This window comes from Streptomyces sp. P9-A4 (genome assembly GCF_036634195.1).
GTDB lineage: Bacteria > Actinomycetota > Actinomycetes > Streptomycetales > Streptomycetaceae > Streptomyces.
This window is the reverse complement of sequence record NZ_JAZIFY010000001.1, coordinates 1,269,513-1,285,294: the sequence shown is the minus strand read 5'-3', so window position 1 is coordinate 1,285,294 and position 15,782 is coordinate 1,269,513. Positions and strand designations below refer to the sequence as shown.

Below are 15,782 nucleotides of genomic sequence, written 5' to 3'. Positions count from 1 at the left end.
CGTTGTGGAAACTGCGGGGCCGATGTCGGACCCGCCCTATAGGGTCTGATCTTGAAGGACTCGACCGAGCGGGCCGATTCGAGCGGGGTGAGGGATATGGCGACCAAGGACACCGGCGGCGGACAGCAGAAGGCGACGCGTTCCACGGAGGAGGTCGAGGAGACCACCACGGAGGCGAACTCCGACCTCCAGGAACGCCAGGAGAAGCTGAGCGAGGACGTCGACTCCGTCCTCGACGAGATCGACGACGTGCTCGAGGAGAACGCAGAGGACTTCGTGCGGAGCTTCGTCCAGAAGGGCGGCGAGTAGCCGCCTCACACGCCTGTAGTCCTCCGTCCCCGGAGCCCCGGAGAAAGCCCGTGGCTCCGGGGACGGATGACAAGCGGTGGCACGGGTAAGGTCCGTGCACAGCATTCAAGATCGGCCGGTGCTCCGCACGGCGGGCCGAATCTCCCACCCGGAAGGAATCGCGTGGAAGCCAACCCTCGTAGTACCGGGCGTCTGCCGGCGGCCTTCCTGACGCCGGGCTCGTCCTCGTTCATCGACTTTCTGGCGGACCACTCGCCGGAGCTGCTGCCGGGCGGACGGAAGCTGCCCGAGGGGATCGTCCAGGCCCCGCACGGGACGACGATCGTCGCGGCCACGTTCCCCGGTGGGGTCGTGCTCGCCGGTGACCGGCGGGCCACCATGGGGAACATGATCGCGCAGCGGGACATCGAGAAGGTCTTCCCGGCCGACGAGTTCTCCGCCGTCGGCATCGCCGGCACCGCCGGTCTCGCCGTGGAGATGGTCAAGCTGTTCCAGCTGGAGCTGGAGCACTTCGAGAAGGTGGAGGGCGTCACGCTCTCCCTGGAGGGCAAGGCGAACCGCCTCTCCACCATGATCCGGGGCAACCTGGGCATGGCCATGCAGGGTCTCGCCGTCGTGCCGCTCTTCGCGGGCTGGGACGAGGGCAAGGAGAAGGGCCGGATCTTCTCCTACGACGTGACCGGCGGCCGCTCCGAGGAGCACGGGTACGCCGCCACTGGCTCCGGCTCGATCTTCGCGCGCGGCTCGATGAAGAAGCTCTACCGCGCCGACCTGACCGAGCAGGAGGCCACCACGCTGGTCGTGCAGGCGCTCTACGACGCGGCGGACGACGACTCGGCGACCGGCGGTCCGGACATGGCGCGCCGGATCTTCCCGATCGTCACGGTCATCACGGACGAGGGCTACCGCAGGCTCACCGAGGCTGAGTCCTCCGCGCTGGCCCGGTCGATCACCGAGCGGCGACTCGAAGAGCCCGACGGGCCGCGCGCCGCCCTGCTCTGACCACTCGTCGCCCGACAGAAGCCCAGAAGAAAGGGACGGACCGCCGGTGTCCACTCCGTTCTACGTCTCACCCCAGCAGGCCATGGCCGACCGGGCGGAGTACGCCCGCAAGGGCATCGCCCGAGGCCGCAGCCTCGTCGTCCTCCAGTACACCGACGGCATCGTCTTCGTCGGCGAGAACCCGTCGCGCGCACTGCACAAGTTCAGCGAGATCTACGACCGGATCGGCTTCGCCGCCGCCGGCAAGTACAACGAGTACGAGAACCTCCGCATCGGCGGCGTGCGCTACGCCGACCTGCGGGGCTACACCTACGACCGCGACGACGTCACCGCGCGCGGCCTGGCCAACGTCTACGCCCAGACGCTGGGCACGATCTTCTCCAGCGCGGGGGAGAAGCCGTACGAGGTGGAGCTGGTCGTCGCGGAGGTCGGCACCGAGCCGGCCGGCGACCAGATCTACCGGCTGCCGCACGACGGGTCGATCGTCGACGAGCACGGCTCGGTCGCGGTCGGCGGCAACGCCGAGCAGATCGGCACCTTCCTGGACCAGCGCCACCGGGACGGCATGTCCCTGGCCGAGGCCCTGAAGCTGGCCGTGCAGGCGCTCTCGCGGGACACCAACGGCACCGAGCGGGAGATCCCCGCGGAGCGCCTGGAGGTGGCGGTCCTCGACCGCACCCGCCCGCAGCAGCGCAAGTTCAAGCGGATCGTCGGCCGTCAGCTGTCCCGCCTCCTGGAGGCGGACAACGCGGCGGCGGCGAAGACGGACGAGCCCTCCGACGAGGCTCCCGAGGAGTAGCACCGCTCCCGGGGAGCGCGAACGCTTCCCGGAGGGGTGAAGCACCGCCGGAGGGGGCCGGGTCCGTCGTGACCCGGCCCCCTCCGGCGTACCGGGCACCACGCGTACGTCCGTGGCGGGCGCCATCCGAACGCACGCCAGGTGTCACTCGTACGTCCGTGGCGCGCGCCATCCGTGCGCACGCCGGTGCCACCCGTACGTATCCGGGTGCCACCCCGTACGCACGCCGGGCCCCCGTACGCATCAGGGTGCCCACCCGTGCGCCGAAGGGGCTCAGCGCGTCGCTGCGGGCCCCGTGGAGCCCCGGGTGACCAGGGTGACGGGGAGCGCGTCCGACTGCGCCGGTTCGCCCGCGAGAACGGCGAGCAGCGCCTCCATGCCCCGCCTGCCGAACTCCTCGGCGGGCAGCCGGACCGTGGTGAGCTCGGGCTCGACCACCGTGGCCAGGGCCATGTCGTCGAAGCCGGTGACCGACAGGTCCTCGGGGACCCGCAGCCCGAGCCGACGGGCGGCCTTGACGACGCCGACCGCGAGGATGTCGTCGTCGCAGATCACCGCGGTGGGCCGGGGCCCGGGGGCGGCCAGGGCGAGGCTCGCGGCCTCCCAGGCGTCCGCGACGTTCAACGGCGACCGTACGGTGCGCACCTCCGTCCCGCGCAGGGCGTCGGCCAGTGCGGCGGCCCGCACGTCGAAGGTCCAGGACGGGGCGGCGGACGCCAGGTGCAGGAAGCGGCGGTGGCCGAGGCCGAGCAGGTGGCCGGTGACCTTGCGCATCCCGTCGGCGACGTCGAGGTTCACATGCGCGGCGCCGGGGGCGGCAGGGTCGCTGTCGAGCATGACGAGCGGGAGGTCGCTGCCCCGGAAGGCCTCCAGCGCGTCGGCGGCCATCGAGGAGGCGATCACGCCGTCGAGTGCGGCCTGCGCGGAGGCGAAGGGGTCCCGCGCGGGGGCGAGGCCGTCGGGGGAGGGGTAGAGGACCACGCCGAAGCCCTGCCGGGCCGCCGCGGCGGCGGCGCCGGTGTAGACGTGGGCGAAGAACTCGTTGGTGAGGGCGGGGACGACCAGCATGGCCGTGCGGGTGCGGCCGAGGCGCAGGTTGCGGGCGGCGAGGTTGGGCCGGTAGCCCAGCTCCCTGGCGGCCTCGCGGACGGTCCCGGCGGTGCGCTCGGAGACCCGCCCGCGCCACTTGTCGCCGAGCACGAGGGAGACGGTGGCCTGCGAGACGCCGGCCGTGCGTGCGACGTCCCGGCTGGTGGGACGGGTGCCGCCGAGCGGCTCCGGGGTCTGCACTGAAGCCTCCGCGTCGGACGGTGACGGTCCCGGGGAAGGGCCCCGGGCCGGTCGCGGGGTGGACCCGCGTACAGCCGACATGGTACGTATGACGCCTGACGTTATACGTAAAACTTCGGCGGCGGCCGAGGCGAGGGGAGACCACATGGCCACCGAGGCCCCGGCGCACGGCGGCTATCGCGACATACTCCGGGCGCCCCACGCGGCCCGGTTGCTCGCCGGGACCCTCCTCGGGCGCCTTCCCAACGGCGTCGGCCCCATCGCCATCACCCTCTTCGTCCGCGACCAGGGCGGCAGCTACACCCTCGCCGGCGGCCTCATCGCCGCCTACGGCGTCGCCACCGCCCTCGGCCAGCCCCTCCTCGGCCGTGCCGTCGACCTCAAGGGCCAGCCCCGGGTCCAGCTGCCCGCCGCGGTGCTCTCCGCCGTCGGCATGGCCCTGCTCGCCCTGACCGGCATCGGCAACCTCCCCCTCGCCTACGCGGCCGTCGTGCTCGCCGGGCTCTTCACACCGCCCCTGGAGGGCGGACTGCGCGCCCTGTGGCCGAGCGTCCTGGGCCGCGAGGACCGGGTCCACCGGGCGTACGCCCTGGACGCGGTGGCGCAGGAGGTCATGTTCACGGCAGGCCCGCTGCTGCTGACCCTCCTCGTCTCCCTGTGGTCGCCCGCGGCGGCCCTGCTCGTCATCAACCTGCTCGGCGTCCTCGGCGCCCTCTCCGTCGTGCTCTCGGAGCCCTCCCGCACCTGGCGCTCCGCGCCCCGGGAGGCCCACTGGCTGGGCGCCCTGCGCTCCCCGGGGCTGCTCGCCCTGCTCGGCTCGTTCTTCTTCGTCGGCCTCGCCCTCGGCTCCATCACCGTCGCCGCCGTCGCCTACGCCGACGACCTGGGCACCCCTGCCGTCTACGGCTGGCTGATGGCCGCCCTCGGCCTCGGCGCGCTCCTTGGCGGGGTCGTCTACGGGGCCCGGCCGTGGGCCGGAGCGCCCGAGCGGCGGCTGCGCGTCCTCGTGCTGCTCCTGGCGGTCTGCTACCTGCCGCTGGCGCTCACCCCGGGTCCCGTCGCCATGACGGCCCTCTCGGTGCTCTCCGGCGTCTTCCTGGCCCCCGTCCTCGCCTGCGCCTTCATCGTCGTCGACCGGCACGCGCCGCGCGGCACCGTCACCGAGGCCTTCTCCTGGCTGGTCACCACCTTCGGCGTCGGCTCGGCCCTCGGCTCCGCCGTCGCGGGACCCGCCGTCGAACTGGCCGGAACGGCGACCGGGTTCGCCGTCGCGGGTGCGGGCGGCCTGGTCGCCCTCCTCGTCCTCGTCGCCACCGGCCGTGTCCTCGGCGCTCCCACCGGTTCCGACACGCCTGTGACCGACGCGCGACACGCCGGGGGCGCGACCGCCCCCGCCGCCGTACACGGGGAAAAGAACACGCACTGATCGGAAAATGATCGAAACGGGAACGCCCAACCCGGTTTCAGCACAGGCCCTCAGGCGTAATGTTCAGACATGGACCGCCGCATTTTCGGGCTGGAGAACGAGTACGGCGTCACGTGCACGTTCAGGGGACAGCGCCGACTGTCTCCTGACGAAGTGGCGCGCTACCTCTTCCGCCGTGTCGTGTCATGGGGCCGCAGCAGCAATGTCTTCCTGCGGAACGGCGCCCGCCTGTACCTGGACGTGGGATCGCATCCGGAATACGCAACGCCGGAATGCGACAACGTGACCGAACTGGTCACCCACGACAAGGCCGGCGAGCGCATTCTCGAGGGCCTGCTCGTCGACGCCGAACGCCGCCTGCACGAGGAGGGAATCGCGGGCGACGTCTACCTCTTCAAGAACAACACCGACTCGGCCGGAAACTCCTACGGCTGCCACGAGAACTATCTCGTCGCCCGCCACGGGGAGTTCTCCCGGCTCGCGGACATCCTCATTCCGTTCCTCGTCACCCGGCAGCTCATCTGTGGCGCGGGAAAGGTCCTCCAGACCCCTCGGGGCGCGGTGTTCTGCGTCTCCCAGCGTGCCGAGCACATCTGGGAGGGCGTCAGCTCCGCCACCACCCGCTCGCGGCCCATCATCAACACCAGGGACGAGCCGCACGCCGACGCCGAGCGCTACCGCCGGCTCCATGTCATCGTCGGCGACTCGAACATGTCCGAGACGACCATGCTGCTCAAGGTCGGCGCCACCGACCTGGTGCTGCGCATGATCGAGGCCGGCACCGTGATGCGCGACCTGACCCTGGAGAACCCGATCCGGGCCATCCGTGAGGTCAGCCACGACATCACCGGGCAGCGCAAGGTCAGGCTCGCCAGCGGCCGGGAGGCCTCGGCCCTCGAAGTCCAGCGCGAGTACTACGAGAAGGCCGTCGACTTCGTCGACCGCCGCGGCATCCGGAACGGCACCGTGGCCCAGGTCCTGGAGCTGTGGGGCCGTACGCTCGACGCGATCGAGAGCGAGCGGCTCGACCGCATCGAGACCGAGATCGACTGGGTCATGAAGCACCGGCTCATCGAGCGCTACCGGGCCAAGCACAACATGACCATGTCCAACCCGAGGGTCGCGCAGATAGACCTCGCCTACCACGACATCCACCGCCGTCGTGGGCTCTACTACCTGCTGCAGAAGAACGGGCAGGCGGCCCGGATCTGCAACGACCTGAAGATCTTCGAGGGCAAGTCGGTGCCCCCGCAGACCACTCGGGCCCGGCTCCGCGGCGACTTCATCCGCCGCGCCCAGGAGCAGCGGCGGGACTTCACCGTCGACTGGGTCCACCTCAAGCTGAACGACCAGGCGCAGCGCACGGTGTTGTGCAAGGACCCGTTCCGCTCCGTCGACGACCGGGTCGAAAAGCTGATCGCCGGAATGTAAGCAGGTCATACCGGCCGAGGGTCCCGCACGTTTGGCGTGCGGGGCCCTCGACGTGACAGGAGGGTCCCCTAGAGTGTCGGCACAACTACTGTGCCGTCTGAGATCTGAGGAACACGTGCGCCGACTTGCCGGCCTTCTCGTCGTCCCGCTGCTGCTGCTCTCGACAGCGGCGTGCGGCAGCGACACCAAGGGCTCCGATTCCGCCTCGATGAAGAACGGACTGCCCGCCATCACCGCGGGTGAGAAGTTCGGGGAGAAACCGACCCTCGCGAAGGGCGAGGGCGACCCGCCCAAGGAACTCAAGGTCAACGTCATCAGCGAGGGCAAGGGCGCGGTGACGAAGAAGGGCGACGCGCTCTCGGTGAACTACCTGGGCCAGGCCTGGGACTCCACCACCCCCTTCGACAACAGCTTCGACCGCGGCAAGCCCTTCGACCTGACCCTCGGCGCCGGCCAGGTCATCAAGGGCTGGGACCAGGGCCTCGAAGGCCAGAAGGTCGGCAGCCGCATCGAGATCGGCATCCCGCCGGAGCTCGGTTACGGCGCGCAGGGCCAGGGCGACATCAAGCCGAATGCCACCCTCGTCTTCGTCGTGGACATCCTGAAGGCCGTCACGATCCCGAAGTCCGCCACCGGCACCCCGGTCGCCCAGGACAACAAGGACCTGCCGAAGGTCGGGACCAACACCGACGGCAAGGCGCCCACGCTGACCGTCCCCAAGGTCGACCCGCCGACCAAGCTCGTCTCGAACTACGTGCTCGAGTCCAAGGGTGAGGCCGTGAAGGCCACCGACACCGTGGTCGTGAACTACGTCGCCGCCCTCTGGAAGGACGGCAAGGTCTTCGACTCGACGTACACCACCGGGAAGCCCGCGAACTTCCCCCTCGAGCAGCTCACGCTGAAGGGCCTCAAGGACGGTCTCGTCGGCAAGAAGATCGGCAGCCGCGTCCTCATCGTCGCCCCGCCGTCCGAGGCCTTCGGCGACAAGGAGCAGCAGGGCATCCCGAAGAACTCCACGCTGGTGTTCGCCGTGGACATCCTGACGAAGATGTAAGACTGTCCCGACCGCGCGGATCGTCATCGTGCGCAGCATTCAGTATGAGGAGCAGTTCAGTGAGCATCGAGAAGCCCGAGATCGACTTCCCGGGCGGCGAGCCGCCGAAGGACCTGGAGATCAAGGACATCTGGGAGGGCGACGGAGAGGTCGCCGCCGCCGGTGACTTCGTCAAGGTCCACTACGTGGGTGTGGCCTTCTCCACCGGTGAGGAGTTCGACGCCTCCTGGAACCGCGGGACCGCGCTCGACTTCAACCTCGGCGCCGGTCAGGTCATCAAGGGCTGGGACCAGGGCGTCCAGGGCATGAAGGTCGGCGGTCGCCGCCAGCTGATCATCCCCGCGGACCTCGCCTACGGCGACCGCGGCGCCGGCGGCGCCATCGCCCCGGGCGAGACGCTGATCTTCGTCTGCGACCTCGTGGCCGTGAAGAAGCGCTGACCCGGTGCCCGGGCGGACCTGAGTCCGGCCGGATCGGGTGACCCGAGGACCCCCGCCCTCCACGGCGGGGGTCCTCGGCTTTGGCGCCGACACCCCGGGGCGGTACGGTCGGACGTCGAGAACCGGATCGGGCGGAAGAGGTGCAGGGCTTCGATGGCGATTGCCAAGTCCGAGCGGCTGATGAATCTCGCGCTGTGCCTGCTCGGCACGCGCCGCCCCCTCAGCAAGCGTGAGCTCCGCGGCTCCATCGAGGCCTATCTCGAAGCCGGCGGCGACGATGCCTTCAACCGCATGTTCGAGCGCGACAAGGACGACCTCCGCGAGCTCGGCCTCGTCATCGAGACCGTGGAGAACCTGGAGGGCGAGACGGGCTACCTCGCCCGCCGCGACTCCAACCGGCTGCCCGCCATCACCCTCGACGCCGAGGAGGCCGCCGCACTCGGCCTCGCCGCCAAGGTCTGGCAGCAGGCCCGCCTCGCCGGAGCCGCCAGCGGCGCGCTCCAGAAGCTCCGCGCCGCCGGGATGCCCGAGGCGGAGGACTCGTACGACACCCAGCCCAGCGCCCTCGAACCCCGCATCCCGGTCCACGAGGCCGCCTTCGAACCGCTCATGCTGGCCTGCCGCGACCGCCGCCCCGTCGTCTTCGACTACCGCAAGGCCAACGCCGCCCGCCCCGAGAGCCGCCAGGTCGAACCCTGGACCCTCGAATGCTGGCGCGGCCACTGGTACCTGGCGGGCTGGGACCGCGAGCGCCGCGCCGAGCGCGTCTTCCGCCTCTCCCGTATCACCGGCAAGGTCCGCTCCCGGGCCGGCGCCTTCACCGCGCCCGTGCCCGACGTCGTCACGGTCCGCGAGACGGTGGAGAGCTGGGCGGGGGAGACCGCGACCCGCTCGGCCCGCATCCGGCTGCGTACCGGCTGCGGCTACCCGCTGCGGGCCCGCGCCCAGTCCGTGAGCGAGGGAGCCGGCGGCTGGGACGAGCTGGAGATCCCGTACGGGCACGGGCTCGACGCCTGGCTCGTCGAGTTCGGCCCCGATGTCGTCGTACTGGAACCCGCCGATCTGCGGGCCGATGTGGTGGACCGGCTGCGCGCCGTGGCCAAGGGCTGAGGGGGAGACGTACCGCATGGCTGCCAACGCGATCGACCAGACGAGGCGGATGCTCTCGCTCGTCACCTACCTCCGTGAGCGCCCCGGCGCCCACGTCGCCGACGTCGCGCGCGCCTTCGGGATCACCGAGGACGAGCTGATCTCCGACCTGGACGTGCTGCCCATGTGCGGCACCAGCTTCCGCGGCGGCGACCTCCTCGACATCGACACCGACGGCGACCGGATCTGGTGGCACAACCCGGACGACGTCGCCGCTCCGCTGCGGCTCGCCGCGGACGAGGCGACCGCCCTCCTGGTCGCCGCCCGCGCCGTCGCCACCCTGCCGGGGCTCCGCGAGAGCGACCGGGAGGCGCTGCTGCGCGCGACCGCGAAGCTGGAGACCGCGGCCGGCGAGGCCGCCGGGGCCAGCTCCCGGCTCTCGGTCACCTTCGAGTCCGAGGGCGGGGTCTTCGCCGAGGTCGACCGCGCGATCTCCGAGCGCCGGCGCCTGTGGGTGCGCTACTACTCGCCCGCGCGCGACGAGCTCACCGAGCGCGAGGTCGACCCGATCCGGCTGTTCGCCGTCGGCCACACCTACATGGAGGCGTGGTGCCGGCTCTCCGAGGCGCGCCGCACCTTCCGGCTCGACCGGGTGGCCGAGATCCGCATCCTCGACGAGCACGCGGCGCCGCCGGAGCTGGAGCTGCGGGACCTCTCCGCGGGTCTCGTCCAGCCCTCCGCCGACGACCCCGAGGTGGTGGTCGAGGTCGGTCCCGGCGGGCGCTGGGTCGCCGAGTACTACCCGCACGACCGGGCCGATGAGCTGACCGGCGGCGGGCTGCGGATCACCCTGCGCACCCCCGACCCGGCCTCGCTGCGCCGGCTCGCGCTCCGGCTGGGCAGCGACGGGCGGATCGTCGCACCGCAGGAGCTCGCGGACAACGCGAGGACGGCGGCGGCCGCCGCGCTCGCCGCGTACGAGGGCGAGTGAGGGAGATGTCCGCGATGCACGGTATTGCGGCGACGGTGGCCCCGGTCCTCTTCAAGGCCGGCTGTCCCGACTGCCGCGCCCGCTTCGAGCTGTCCGCGAGCGCGCTGCGCCTCGCCATCGGGGCCAGCCGCCGCACCACGTTCTACTCCTTCACCTGCCCCGAGTGCGGCAGCTCCGTCCGCAAGCCCGCGGGCGAACGCATCATCGAGCTCCTCACCGGCGGCGGCGTCCGCACCCTGCGGCTCCACAGCACCGTCTGAGCCCCGGCGTCCCGCCGCCCGGTCCGCCCTTCCCAACGTCTAGGCTCGGCACATGTTCTGGCCCATGCTCGCCATCGCCCTCGGCTTCCTCGGCATCGCCGTGCTCGGCGTCCTCGCCGTCAAGGTCTTCCTGGAGGTCCAGCGCCTGGGCCGTCAAGTGGCCCACACCACAGGGCGGATCAACCAGGCCGTGGAAGAGCTCGAAACGGCCGCCGTGGGACTGGCCCGAACCGGCGAGTCCCTGCGCTGAGACGGTGCCGTACGCTGCCAGGGGCCGCCCCGGGTCGCGCTCGTGGGAGGCAATCGGGAGTATGCACAGGCATTGCCCTGCGTTTACTCCTGCGGGTTACGATCGCAGACAGCGCGGTGGCCGGACGCATGTCCGACCGGCGCGGCAACGCAACTCCATGTCGCCTCGGTGAAGAAGGTAAACAGCTATGGGTAGGCTCGGCCCCACCGAGATCATTCTCATCCTCGTCGTCGTCATCCTGCTGTTCGGTGCCAAGAAGCTCCCGGACATGGCCCGCTCGCTCGGCAAGTCGGCCCGCATCCTCAAGAGCGAGGCCAAGGCGATGAAGGCGGAGGACCAGCAGAGCGCCCCGGCCGACCCGCCGCAGGCCGGTACCGCTGCGGGTGCCACCGCTCAGGACCAGCCCGCCCCGCGCACCATCCAGGCCGCCCCCGGCGACGTGACCAGCTCGCGTCCCGTGGCCGAGCCCTCGGACACCACCAAGCGCTGACCCGGTCCGCCGCGGCCGCCGCACCGCGCGGCGGCTGCCGCACGAGATGAGGACGTGGGTTGCCCAAGTCTGCCCGCAAGCAGGAGAAGGATCCCGAGGGCCGGATGCCCCTCGTGGAGCACCTGCGTGAACTCCGCAACCGACTGGCGAAGGGTCTCCTCGCCATCGCAGCGGTGACGATCGTGGCCCTCGTGTACAGCGAGGAGCTCATGCAGTTCCTGACGAAATCGGTGCCCACCTGCCCCAGCGGGGTCACCAGTGACGGCGGAAACTGCGCGATCGTCTCCTTCAACACGTTGATGGCCCCGTTCAGCACGACGATCCAGCTGTCGCTGACGACGGGCCTCGTCGTCGCGAGCCCGGTCTGGCTGTACCAGCTGTGGGCCTTCGTCGCTCCGGGACTGCACAAGAAGGAGAAGAAGTACACGTACGCCTTCGTCGGCGCGGCCGTCCCGCTCTTCGGCGCGGGCGCCTACCTCGCGTACCTCATCCTCCCCATCAGCGTGAAGGTCCTCATCAGCCTCACGCCCAGCGGCTCCGCGAACATCCTCTCGCTCGGTGACGTCCTCGACTTCACCCTGCGCATGGTGCTGGTCTTCGGTCTCGCCTTCGAGCTGCCGCTCGTGCTGGTGATGCTCAACCTGACGGGCGTCCTCACCGGCCGCCGCATGGCCGGCTGGTGGCGCGGCGTGATCATGGGCGTCTTCATCTTCGGCGCCGTCATCACCCCCACCACCGACCCGGTCGGCATGATCGCCCTCGCCGGACCGATCACGGTCCTCTACTTCGGGGCCGTCGGCTTCTCGCTGCTCAACGACCGCCGGCGCAAGCGCAACAACCCCGACGCCGACCTCGACGACGACGAGGCCTCCACGCTCGACCTCACCCCCGAGGCCGTCGGTACCGTCGAATCGGTCGGCGCCTCCCGGACCGTGCCCGAGCAGGCCACCGGGGAGCACGGCGGAACCACCGCCCAGCGGCTGAACGGTTACGACGACATCACCTGATCTTGTAGGGTCCCCCCAGACTCCGTCCGGGGGGACCCCCAATGACCAGCGACATCACCCTCTTCGTGAACCCCACCGCAGGCCGTGGCCGCGGTGCCCACGCCGCACAGCCCGCCGCGCAGGCCCTCAGGGACGCCGGATTCTCCGTCCGTTCCGTCCTCGGGCACGACGCCGACGACGCCCTGCGACGAGCCCGTGAGGCCGTCGCCGCGGGCACCGGCGCGCTCGTCGCCGTCGGCGGCGACGGCATGATCTCCCTCGCGCTCCAGGCCGTCGCCGGTACGCGCACCCCGCTCGGGATCATCGCGGCCGGTACGGGCAACGACTTCGCCCGCACCCTGGGACTGCCCGTCCGCGACCCGTCGGCGGCGGGGCGGGTCGCCGCCGAGATCCTGAAGACCACGGGCGGCCGGAGCATCGACCTGGGGCGGATCGAGGGCGGGGCGGGGGCTTCCGGTGGGAGCGGGCCGGGCGCCGGTCGTACGGCTTCGACCGGTACCGGCGAGGGCGCGGGCACTGCCACCGGCACCGGCACCGGCCGTTGGTACGGGACCGTGCTCGCCTCCGGATTCGACTCGCGCGTCAACGACCGGGGCAACCGCATGCGGATCCCCGCCGGCCGCTTCAAGTACGACCTCGCCATCCTCGCCGAGCTGGCCGGCTTCCGGCCCGTCCCGTACCGCCTCACCCTCGACGGCGGTCACGTCGTCGAGACCGACGCCACCCTCGTCGCCGTCGGCAACGGCAGCTCGTACGGCGGCGGGATGCGGATCTGCGCCGACGCCCGCACCGACGACGGACTCCTCGACGTCACCGTCGTCGGCGACTGCGACCGCAGGACCCTGGTCAAGGTCTTCCCCCGCGTCTACAAGGGGACCCACCTCGACCACCCCAAGGTCACCACGTACCGGGTCCGCTCCCTCACCCTGGACGCCCCCGGCACCACCGGCTACGCCGACGGCGAGCCGCTCGGACCGCTGCCCCTCACCGTGACCTGCGTGCCCGGCGCCCTCCGCGTCCTGGCCCCGCCCGAGGCCCCCGCCGCATCCCCTCGATAAAGATCGCGTCACTGTCAGAGGCGGCGGGTAGGCTCGAAGACAAGATGACAGAGGACCTCACACCCGCCGAGGCGTACGCGGCCGCCCGCGCCCGCAACGCCGAGCAGGCCACCGCGCTGGCCCCTTTCCGCGAGATGTACGAGTTCGGTCTGGACCCCTTCCAGATCGAGGCCTGCCAGGCTCTTGAAGCGGGCAAGGGCGTACTCGTCGCCGCGCCCACGGGCTCCGGCAAGACCATCGTCGGCGAGTTCGCCGTCCACCTCGCCCTCACCCAGGGCCGCAAGTGCTTCTACACGACCCCCATCAAGGCGCTGTCGAACCAGAAGTACGCCGACCTCGTCAAGCGCTACGGCAACGACAAGGTCGGCCTGCTCACCGGTGACAACAGCGTCAACGGCGACGCCCCGATCGTCGTGATGACCACCGAAGTGCTCCGCAACATGCTGTACGCGGGCTCGCAGGCGCTCTCCGGCCTCGGATACGTCGTGATGGACGAGGTCCACTACCTCTCGGACCGCTTCCGTGGCGCCGTCTGGGAGGAAGTGATCATCCACCTCCCCGAGTCCGTCACCCTCGTGTCGCTCTCCGCCACCGTCTCCAACGCCGAGGAGTTCGGCGACTGGCTCGACACCGTCCGCGGCGACACCGAGGTCATCGTCTCCGAGAGCCGCCCCGTCCCGCTCTGGCAGCACGTCCTCGCCGGGCGCCGGATGTACGACCTCTTCGAGGAGGAGACCGACCACGGCGGCAGAGGCGCCTCCCGGCGCGAGCTCAACCCCGACCTCCTCCGCCTCGCCCGCACCGAGAACACGCGCACGTACAACCCGCGCGAGCGGCGGCGCGGCAAGATGGTCCGCGAGGCCGACCGCGAGCGCGAGCGCCGCCAGCGCTCCCGCATCTGGACACCCGGCCGCCCCGAGGTCATCGAGCGCCTCGACGCCGAGGGACTCCTGCCGGCCATCACCTTCATCTTCAGCAGGGCCGGCTGCGAGGCCGCCGTACAGCAGTGCCTCCATGCCGGACTCCGCCTCAACGACGACGACGGGCGCCAGCGCGTCCGCGAGATCGTCGAGGCGCGCACCGCCGCCATCCCCAGCGAGGACCTCCACGTCCTCGGCTACTACGAGTGGCTCGAAGCCCTGGAGCGGGGCATCGCCGCCCACCACGCCGGCATGCTCCCGACCTTCAAGGAGGTCGTCGAGGAGCTCTTCGTGCGCGGCCTCGTCAAGGCCGTCTTCGCCACCGAGACGCTCGCCCTGGGCATCAACATGCCCGCGCGGACCGTCATCCTGGAGAAGCTCGTCAAGTGGAACGGCGAGCAGCACGCCGACATCACCCCCGGCGAGTACACCCAGCTCACCGGTCGTGCCGGACGCCGTGGCATCGACGTCGAGGGCCACGCCGTCGTCCTCTGGCAGCGCGGGCTCGACCCGGAGCACCTCGCCGGACTCGCCGGCACGCGTACGTACCCCCTGCGCTCCAGCTTCAAGCCCTCGTACAACATGGCGGTCAACCTCGTCGAGGGCTTCGGCCGGCACCGCTCCCGCGAACTCCTCGAGACCTCCTTCGCCCAGTTCCAGGCGGACCGCTCCGTCGTCGGCATCTCCCGGCAGGTGCAGCGGAACGAGGAAGGGCTCGACGGCTACCGCGCGGGCATGACCTGCCACCTCGGTGACTTCGAGGAGTACGCGCGGCTCCGCCGCGACCTCAAGGACCGCGAGACCGAACTGGCCCGGCAGGGCGCGGCCCAGCGCCGTGCCCAGGCGGCCAGTTCCCTGGAGAAGCTCAAGCCGGGCGACGTCATCCACGTCCCCACCGGCAAGTTCGCCGGTCTCGCCCTCGTCCTCGACCCCGGCATCCCGGCCGGCCGTACCAACGGCCACCGGGGCTTCGAGCACCACGACGGGCCGCGCCCGCTCGTCCTCACCGCCGAGCGGCAGGTCAAGAGGCTCGCCTCGATCGACTTCCCCGTCCCGGTCGAGGCGCTGGAGCGGATGAGGATCCCCAAGTCCTTCAACCCCCGCTCCCCGCAGTCCCGTCGCGACCTGGCCTCCGCCCTGCGGAGCAAGGCCGGGCACATCAATCCCGAGCGCCACCAGAAGCAGCGCTCCGCAGCCGCCGACGACCGTGAGATCGCCCGGCTGCGCACCGAGATCCGTGCCCACCCCTGCCACGGCTGCGACGAGCGCGAGGACCACGCGCGCTGGGCCGAGCGCTACCACCGCCTCCAGCGCGACACCGAGCAGCTGGAGCGGCGCATCGAGGGCCGTACCAACACCATCGCCCGCACCTTCGACCGGATCGTCGCGCTTCTCACGGAACTCGACTACCTCCGCGCGAACGAGGTCACCGAGAACGGCAAGCGGCTCGCCCGGCTCTACGGCGAGCTCGACCTGCTGGCGAGCGAATGCCTCCGCGACGGCGTCTGGGAGGGGCTCACTCCGCCCGAACTCGCCGCCTGTGTGTCGGCGTTGGTGTTCGAGGCGCGCCAGTCCGACGACGCCGTCGCGCCGAAGCTGCCGAGCGGGAACGCGAAGGCGGCACTGGGCGAGATGGTGCGGATCTGGGGCCGGCTCGACGCCCTCGAAGAGGAGTTCAAGATCAACCAGGCGGAGGGGGTCGGCCAGCGCGAGCCCGACCTCGGCTTCGCCTGGGCCGCCTACCAGTGGGCCTCCGACAAGAGCCTCGACGAGGTGCTGCGCGAGGCCGAGATGCCGGCGGGCGACTTCGTCCGCTGGTGCAAGCAGGTCATCGACGTGCTCGGCCAGGTCGCGGCGGCGGCGCCCAAGGAGAACAGCACCGTGTCCAAGAACGCCCGCAAGGCGGTGGAGTCGCTGCTGCGGGGTGTGGTGGCGTACAGCTCGGTGGGCTGAGGGTTCGTCCCCG

Annotated in this window: 16 protein-coding genes; 15 read left to right on the top strand and 1 reads right to left on the bottom strand. The window is 71.2% G+C overall.

Translation table 11 applies throughout. The annotated features are described in order from the left end of the window. Positions 1 to 96: 96 nt before the first annotated feature. The 3 genes from V4Y03_RS05715 to prcA all read left to right on the top strand — a co-directional run bounded on the left by V4Y03_RS05715 (position 97) and on the right by prcA (position 2,110). Complete coding sequence (locus tag V4Y03_RS05715) at positions 97 to 309, top strand: ubiquitin-like protein Pup (RefSeq protein ID WP_073818441.1); 213 nt, start codon at positions 97 to 99, stop codon at positions 307 to 309. A 162-nt stretch (positions 310 to 471) separates the two neighbouring features. Further along, on the top strand, positions 472 to 1,311 hold the full coding sequence (gene prcB, locus V4Y03_RS05710; RefSeq protein ID WP_317873647.1) for a proteasome subunit beta: 840 nt from the start codon (positions 472 to 474) through the stop codon (positions 1,309 to 1,311). 46 nt (positions 1,312 to 1,357) lie between these two features. After that, positions 1,358 to 2,110: a proteasome subunit alpha gene (gene prcA / locus V4Y03_RS05705; protein ID WP_317873646.1), complete on the top strand. Its 753-nt coding sequence runs from the start codon at positions 1,358 to 1,360 to the stop codon at positions 2,108 to 2,110. Positions 2,111 to 2,383: 273 nt separating this feature from the next. Here the strand turns inward: prcA and V4Y03_RS05700 are convergent, their stop codons facing one another. Continuing rightward, positions 2,384 to 3,400 (bottom strand): LacI family DNA-binding transcriptional regulator, encoded by a 1,017-nt coding sequence (locus tag V4Y03_RS05700; RefSeq protein WP_317873645.1) that lies wholly within the window; start codon positions 3,398 to 3,400, stop codon positions 2,384 to 2,386. 145 nt (positions 3,401 to 3,545) lie between these two features. Between V4Y03_RS05700 and V4Y03_RS05695 the strand changes: the two genes are divergently transcribed. The 12 genes from V4Y03_RS05695 to V4Y03_RS05640 all read left to right on the top strand — a co-directional run bounded on the left by V4Y03_RS05695 (position 3,546) and on the right by V4Y03_RS05640 (position 15,769). Continuing rightward, the gene (locus tag V4Y03_RS05695) at positions 3,546 to 4,826 is read left to right on the top strand and encodes an MFS transporter (RefSeq protein WP_332434224.1); all 1,281 of its coding nucleotides are present in this window, start codon (positions 3,546 to 3,548) and stop codon (positions 4,824 to 4,826) included. Between the two features lie 69 nt (positions 4,827 to 4,895). After that, positions 4,896 to 6,257, top strand: coding sequence for a Pup--protein ligase (gene pafA / locus V4Y03_RS05690; protein WP_056566373.1), 1,362 nt, complete (start codon positions 4,896 to 4,898; stop codon positions 6,255 to 6,257). 115 nt (positions 6,258 to 6,372) lie between these two features. Next, complete coding sequence (locus V4Y03_RS05685; RefSeq protein WP_332434223.1) at positions 6,373 to 7,311, top strand: FKBP-type peptidyl-prolyl cis-trans isomerase; 939 nt, start codon at positions 6,373 to 6,375, stop codon at positions 7,309 to 7,311. Between the two features lie 59 nt (positions 7,312 to 7,370). After that, on the top strand, positions 7,371 to 7,751 hold the full coding sequence (locus V4Y03_RS05680; protein WP_332434222.1) for an FKBP-type peptidyl-prolyl cis-trans isomerase: 381 nt from the start codon (positions 7,371 to 7,373) through the stop codon (positions 7,749 to 7,751). 153 nt (positions 7,752 to 7,904) lie between these two features. Then, complete coding sequence (locus V4Y03_RS05675) at positions 7,905 to 8,861, top strand: helix-turn-helix transcriptional regulator (protein WP_332434221.1); 957 nt, start codon at positions 7,905 to 7,907, stop codon at positions 8,859 to 8,861. A 16-nt stretch (positions 8,862 to 8,877) separates the two neighbouring features. Beyond that, entirely contained in the window at positions 8,878 to 9,831 is a 954-nt protein-coding gene (locus V4Y03_RS05670) for a helix-turn-helix transcriptional regulator (RefSeq protein WP_332434220.1), read from the top strand. Positions 9,832 to 9,836: 5 nt separating this feature from the next. Next, complete coding sequence (locus V4Y03_RS05665) at positions 9,837 to 10,091, top strand: hypothetical protein (RefSeq protein ID WP_317873639.1); 255 nt, start codon at positions 9,837 to 9,839, stop codon at positions 10,089 to 10,091. Between the two features lie 52 nt (positions 10,092 to 10,143). Continuing rightward, positions 10,144 to 10,341 (top strand): hypothetical protein, encoded by a 198-nt coding sequence (locus V4Y03_RS05660; RefSeq protein ID WP_317873638.1) that lies wholly within the window; start codon positions 10,144 to 10,146, stop codon positions 10,339 to 10,341. Between the two features lie 187 nt (positions 10,342 to 10,528). Then, positions 10,529 to 10,831, top strand: a complete 303-nt coding sequence (gene tatA / locus V4Y03_RS05655; RefSeq protein WP_332434219.1) for a Sec-independent protein translocase subunit TatA — start codon at positions 10,529 to 10,531, stop codon at positions 10,829 to 10,831. Between the two features lie 104 nt (positions 10,832 to 10,935). Beyond that, positions 10,936 to 11,838 carry a twin-arginine translocase subunit TatC gene (gene tatC / locus V4Y03_RS05650; protein WP_317873653.1) on the top strand — a complete coding sequence of 301 codons (903 nt, stop codon included), beginning with the start codon at positions 10,936 to 10,938 and terminating at the stop codon, positions 11,836 to 11,838. A 41-nt stretch (positions 11,839 to 11,879) separates the two neighbouring features. Continuing rightward, positions 11,880 to 12,896 (top strand): diacylglycerol kinase family protein, encoded by a 1,017-nt coding sequence (locus V4Y03_RS05645; protein ID WP_332434218.1) that lies wholly within the window; start codon positions 11,880 to 11,882, stop codon positions 12,894 to 12,896. Positions 12,897 to 12,940: 44 nt separating this feature from the next. After that, positions 12,941 to 15,769 (top strand): DEAD/DEAH box helicase, encoded by a 2,829-nt coding sequence (locus V4Y03_RS05640; RefSeq protein WP_332434217.1) that lies wholly within the window; start codon positions 12,941 to 12,943, stop codon positions 15,767 to 15,769. The last annotated feature ends 13 nt before the right edge of the window (positions 15,770 to 15,782 follow it).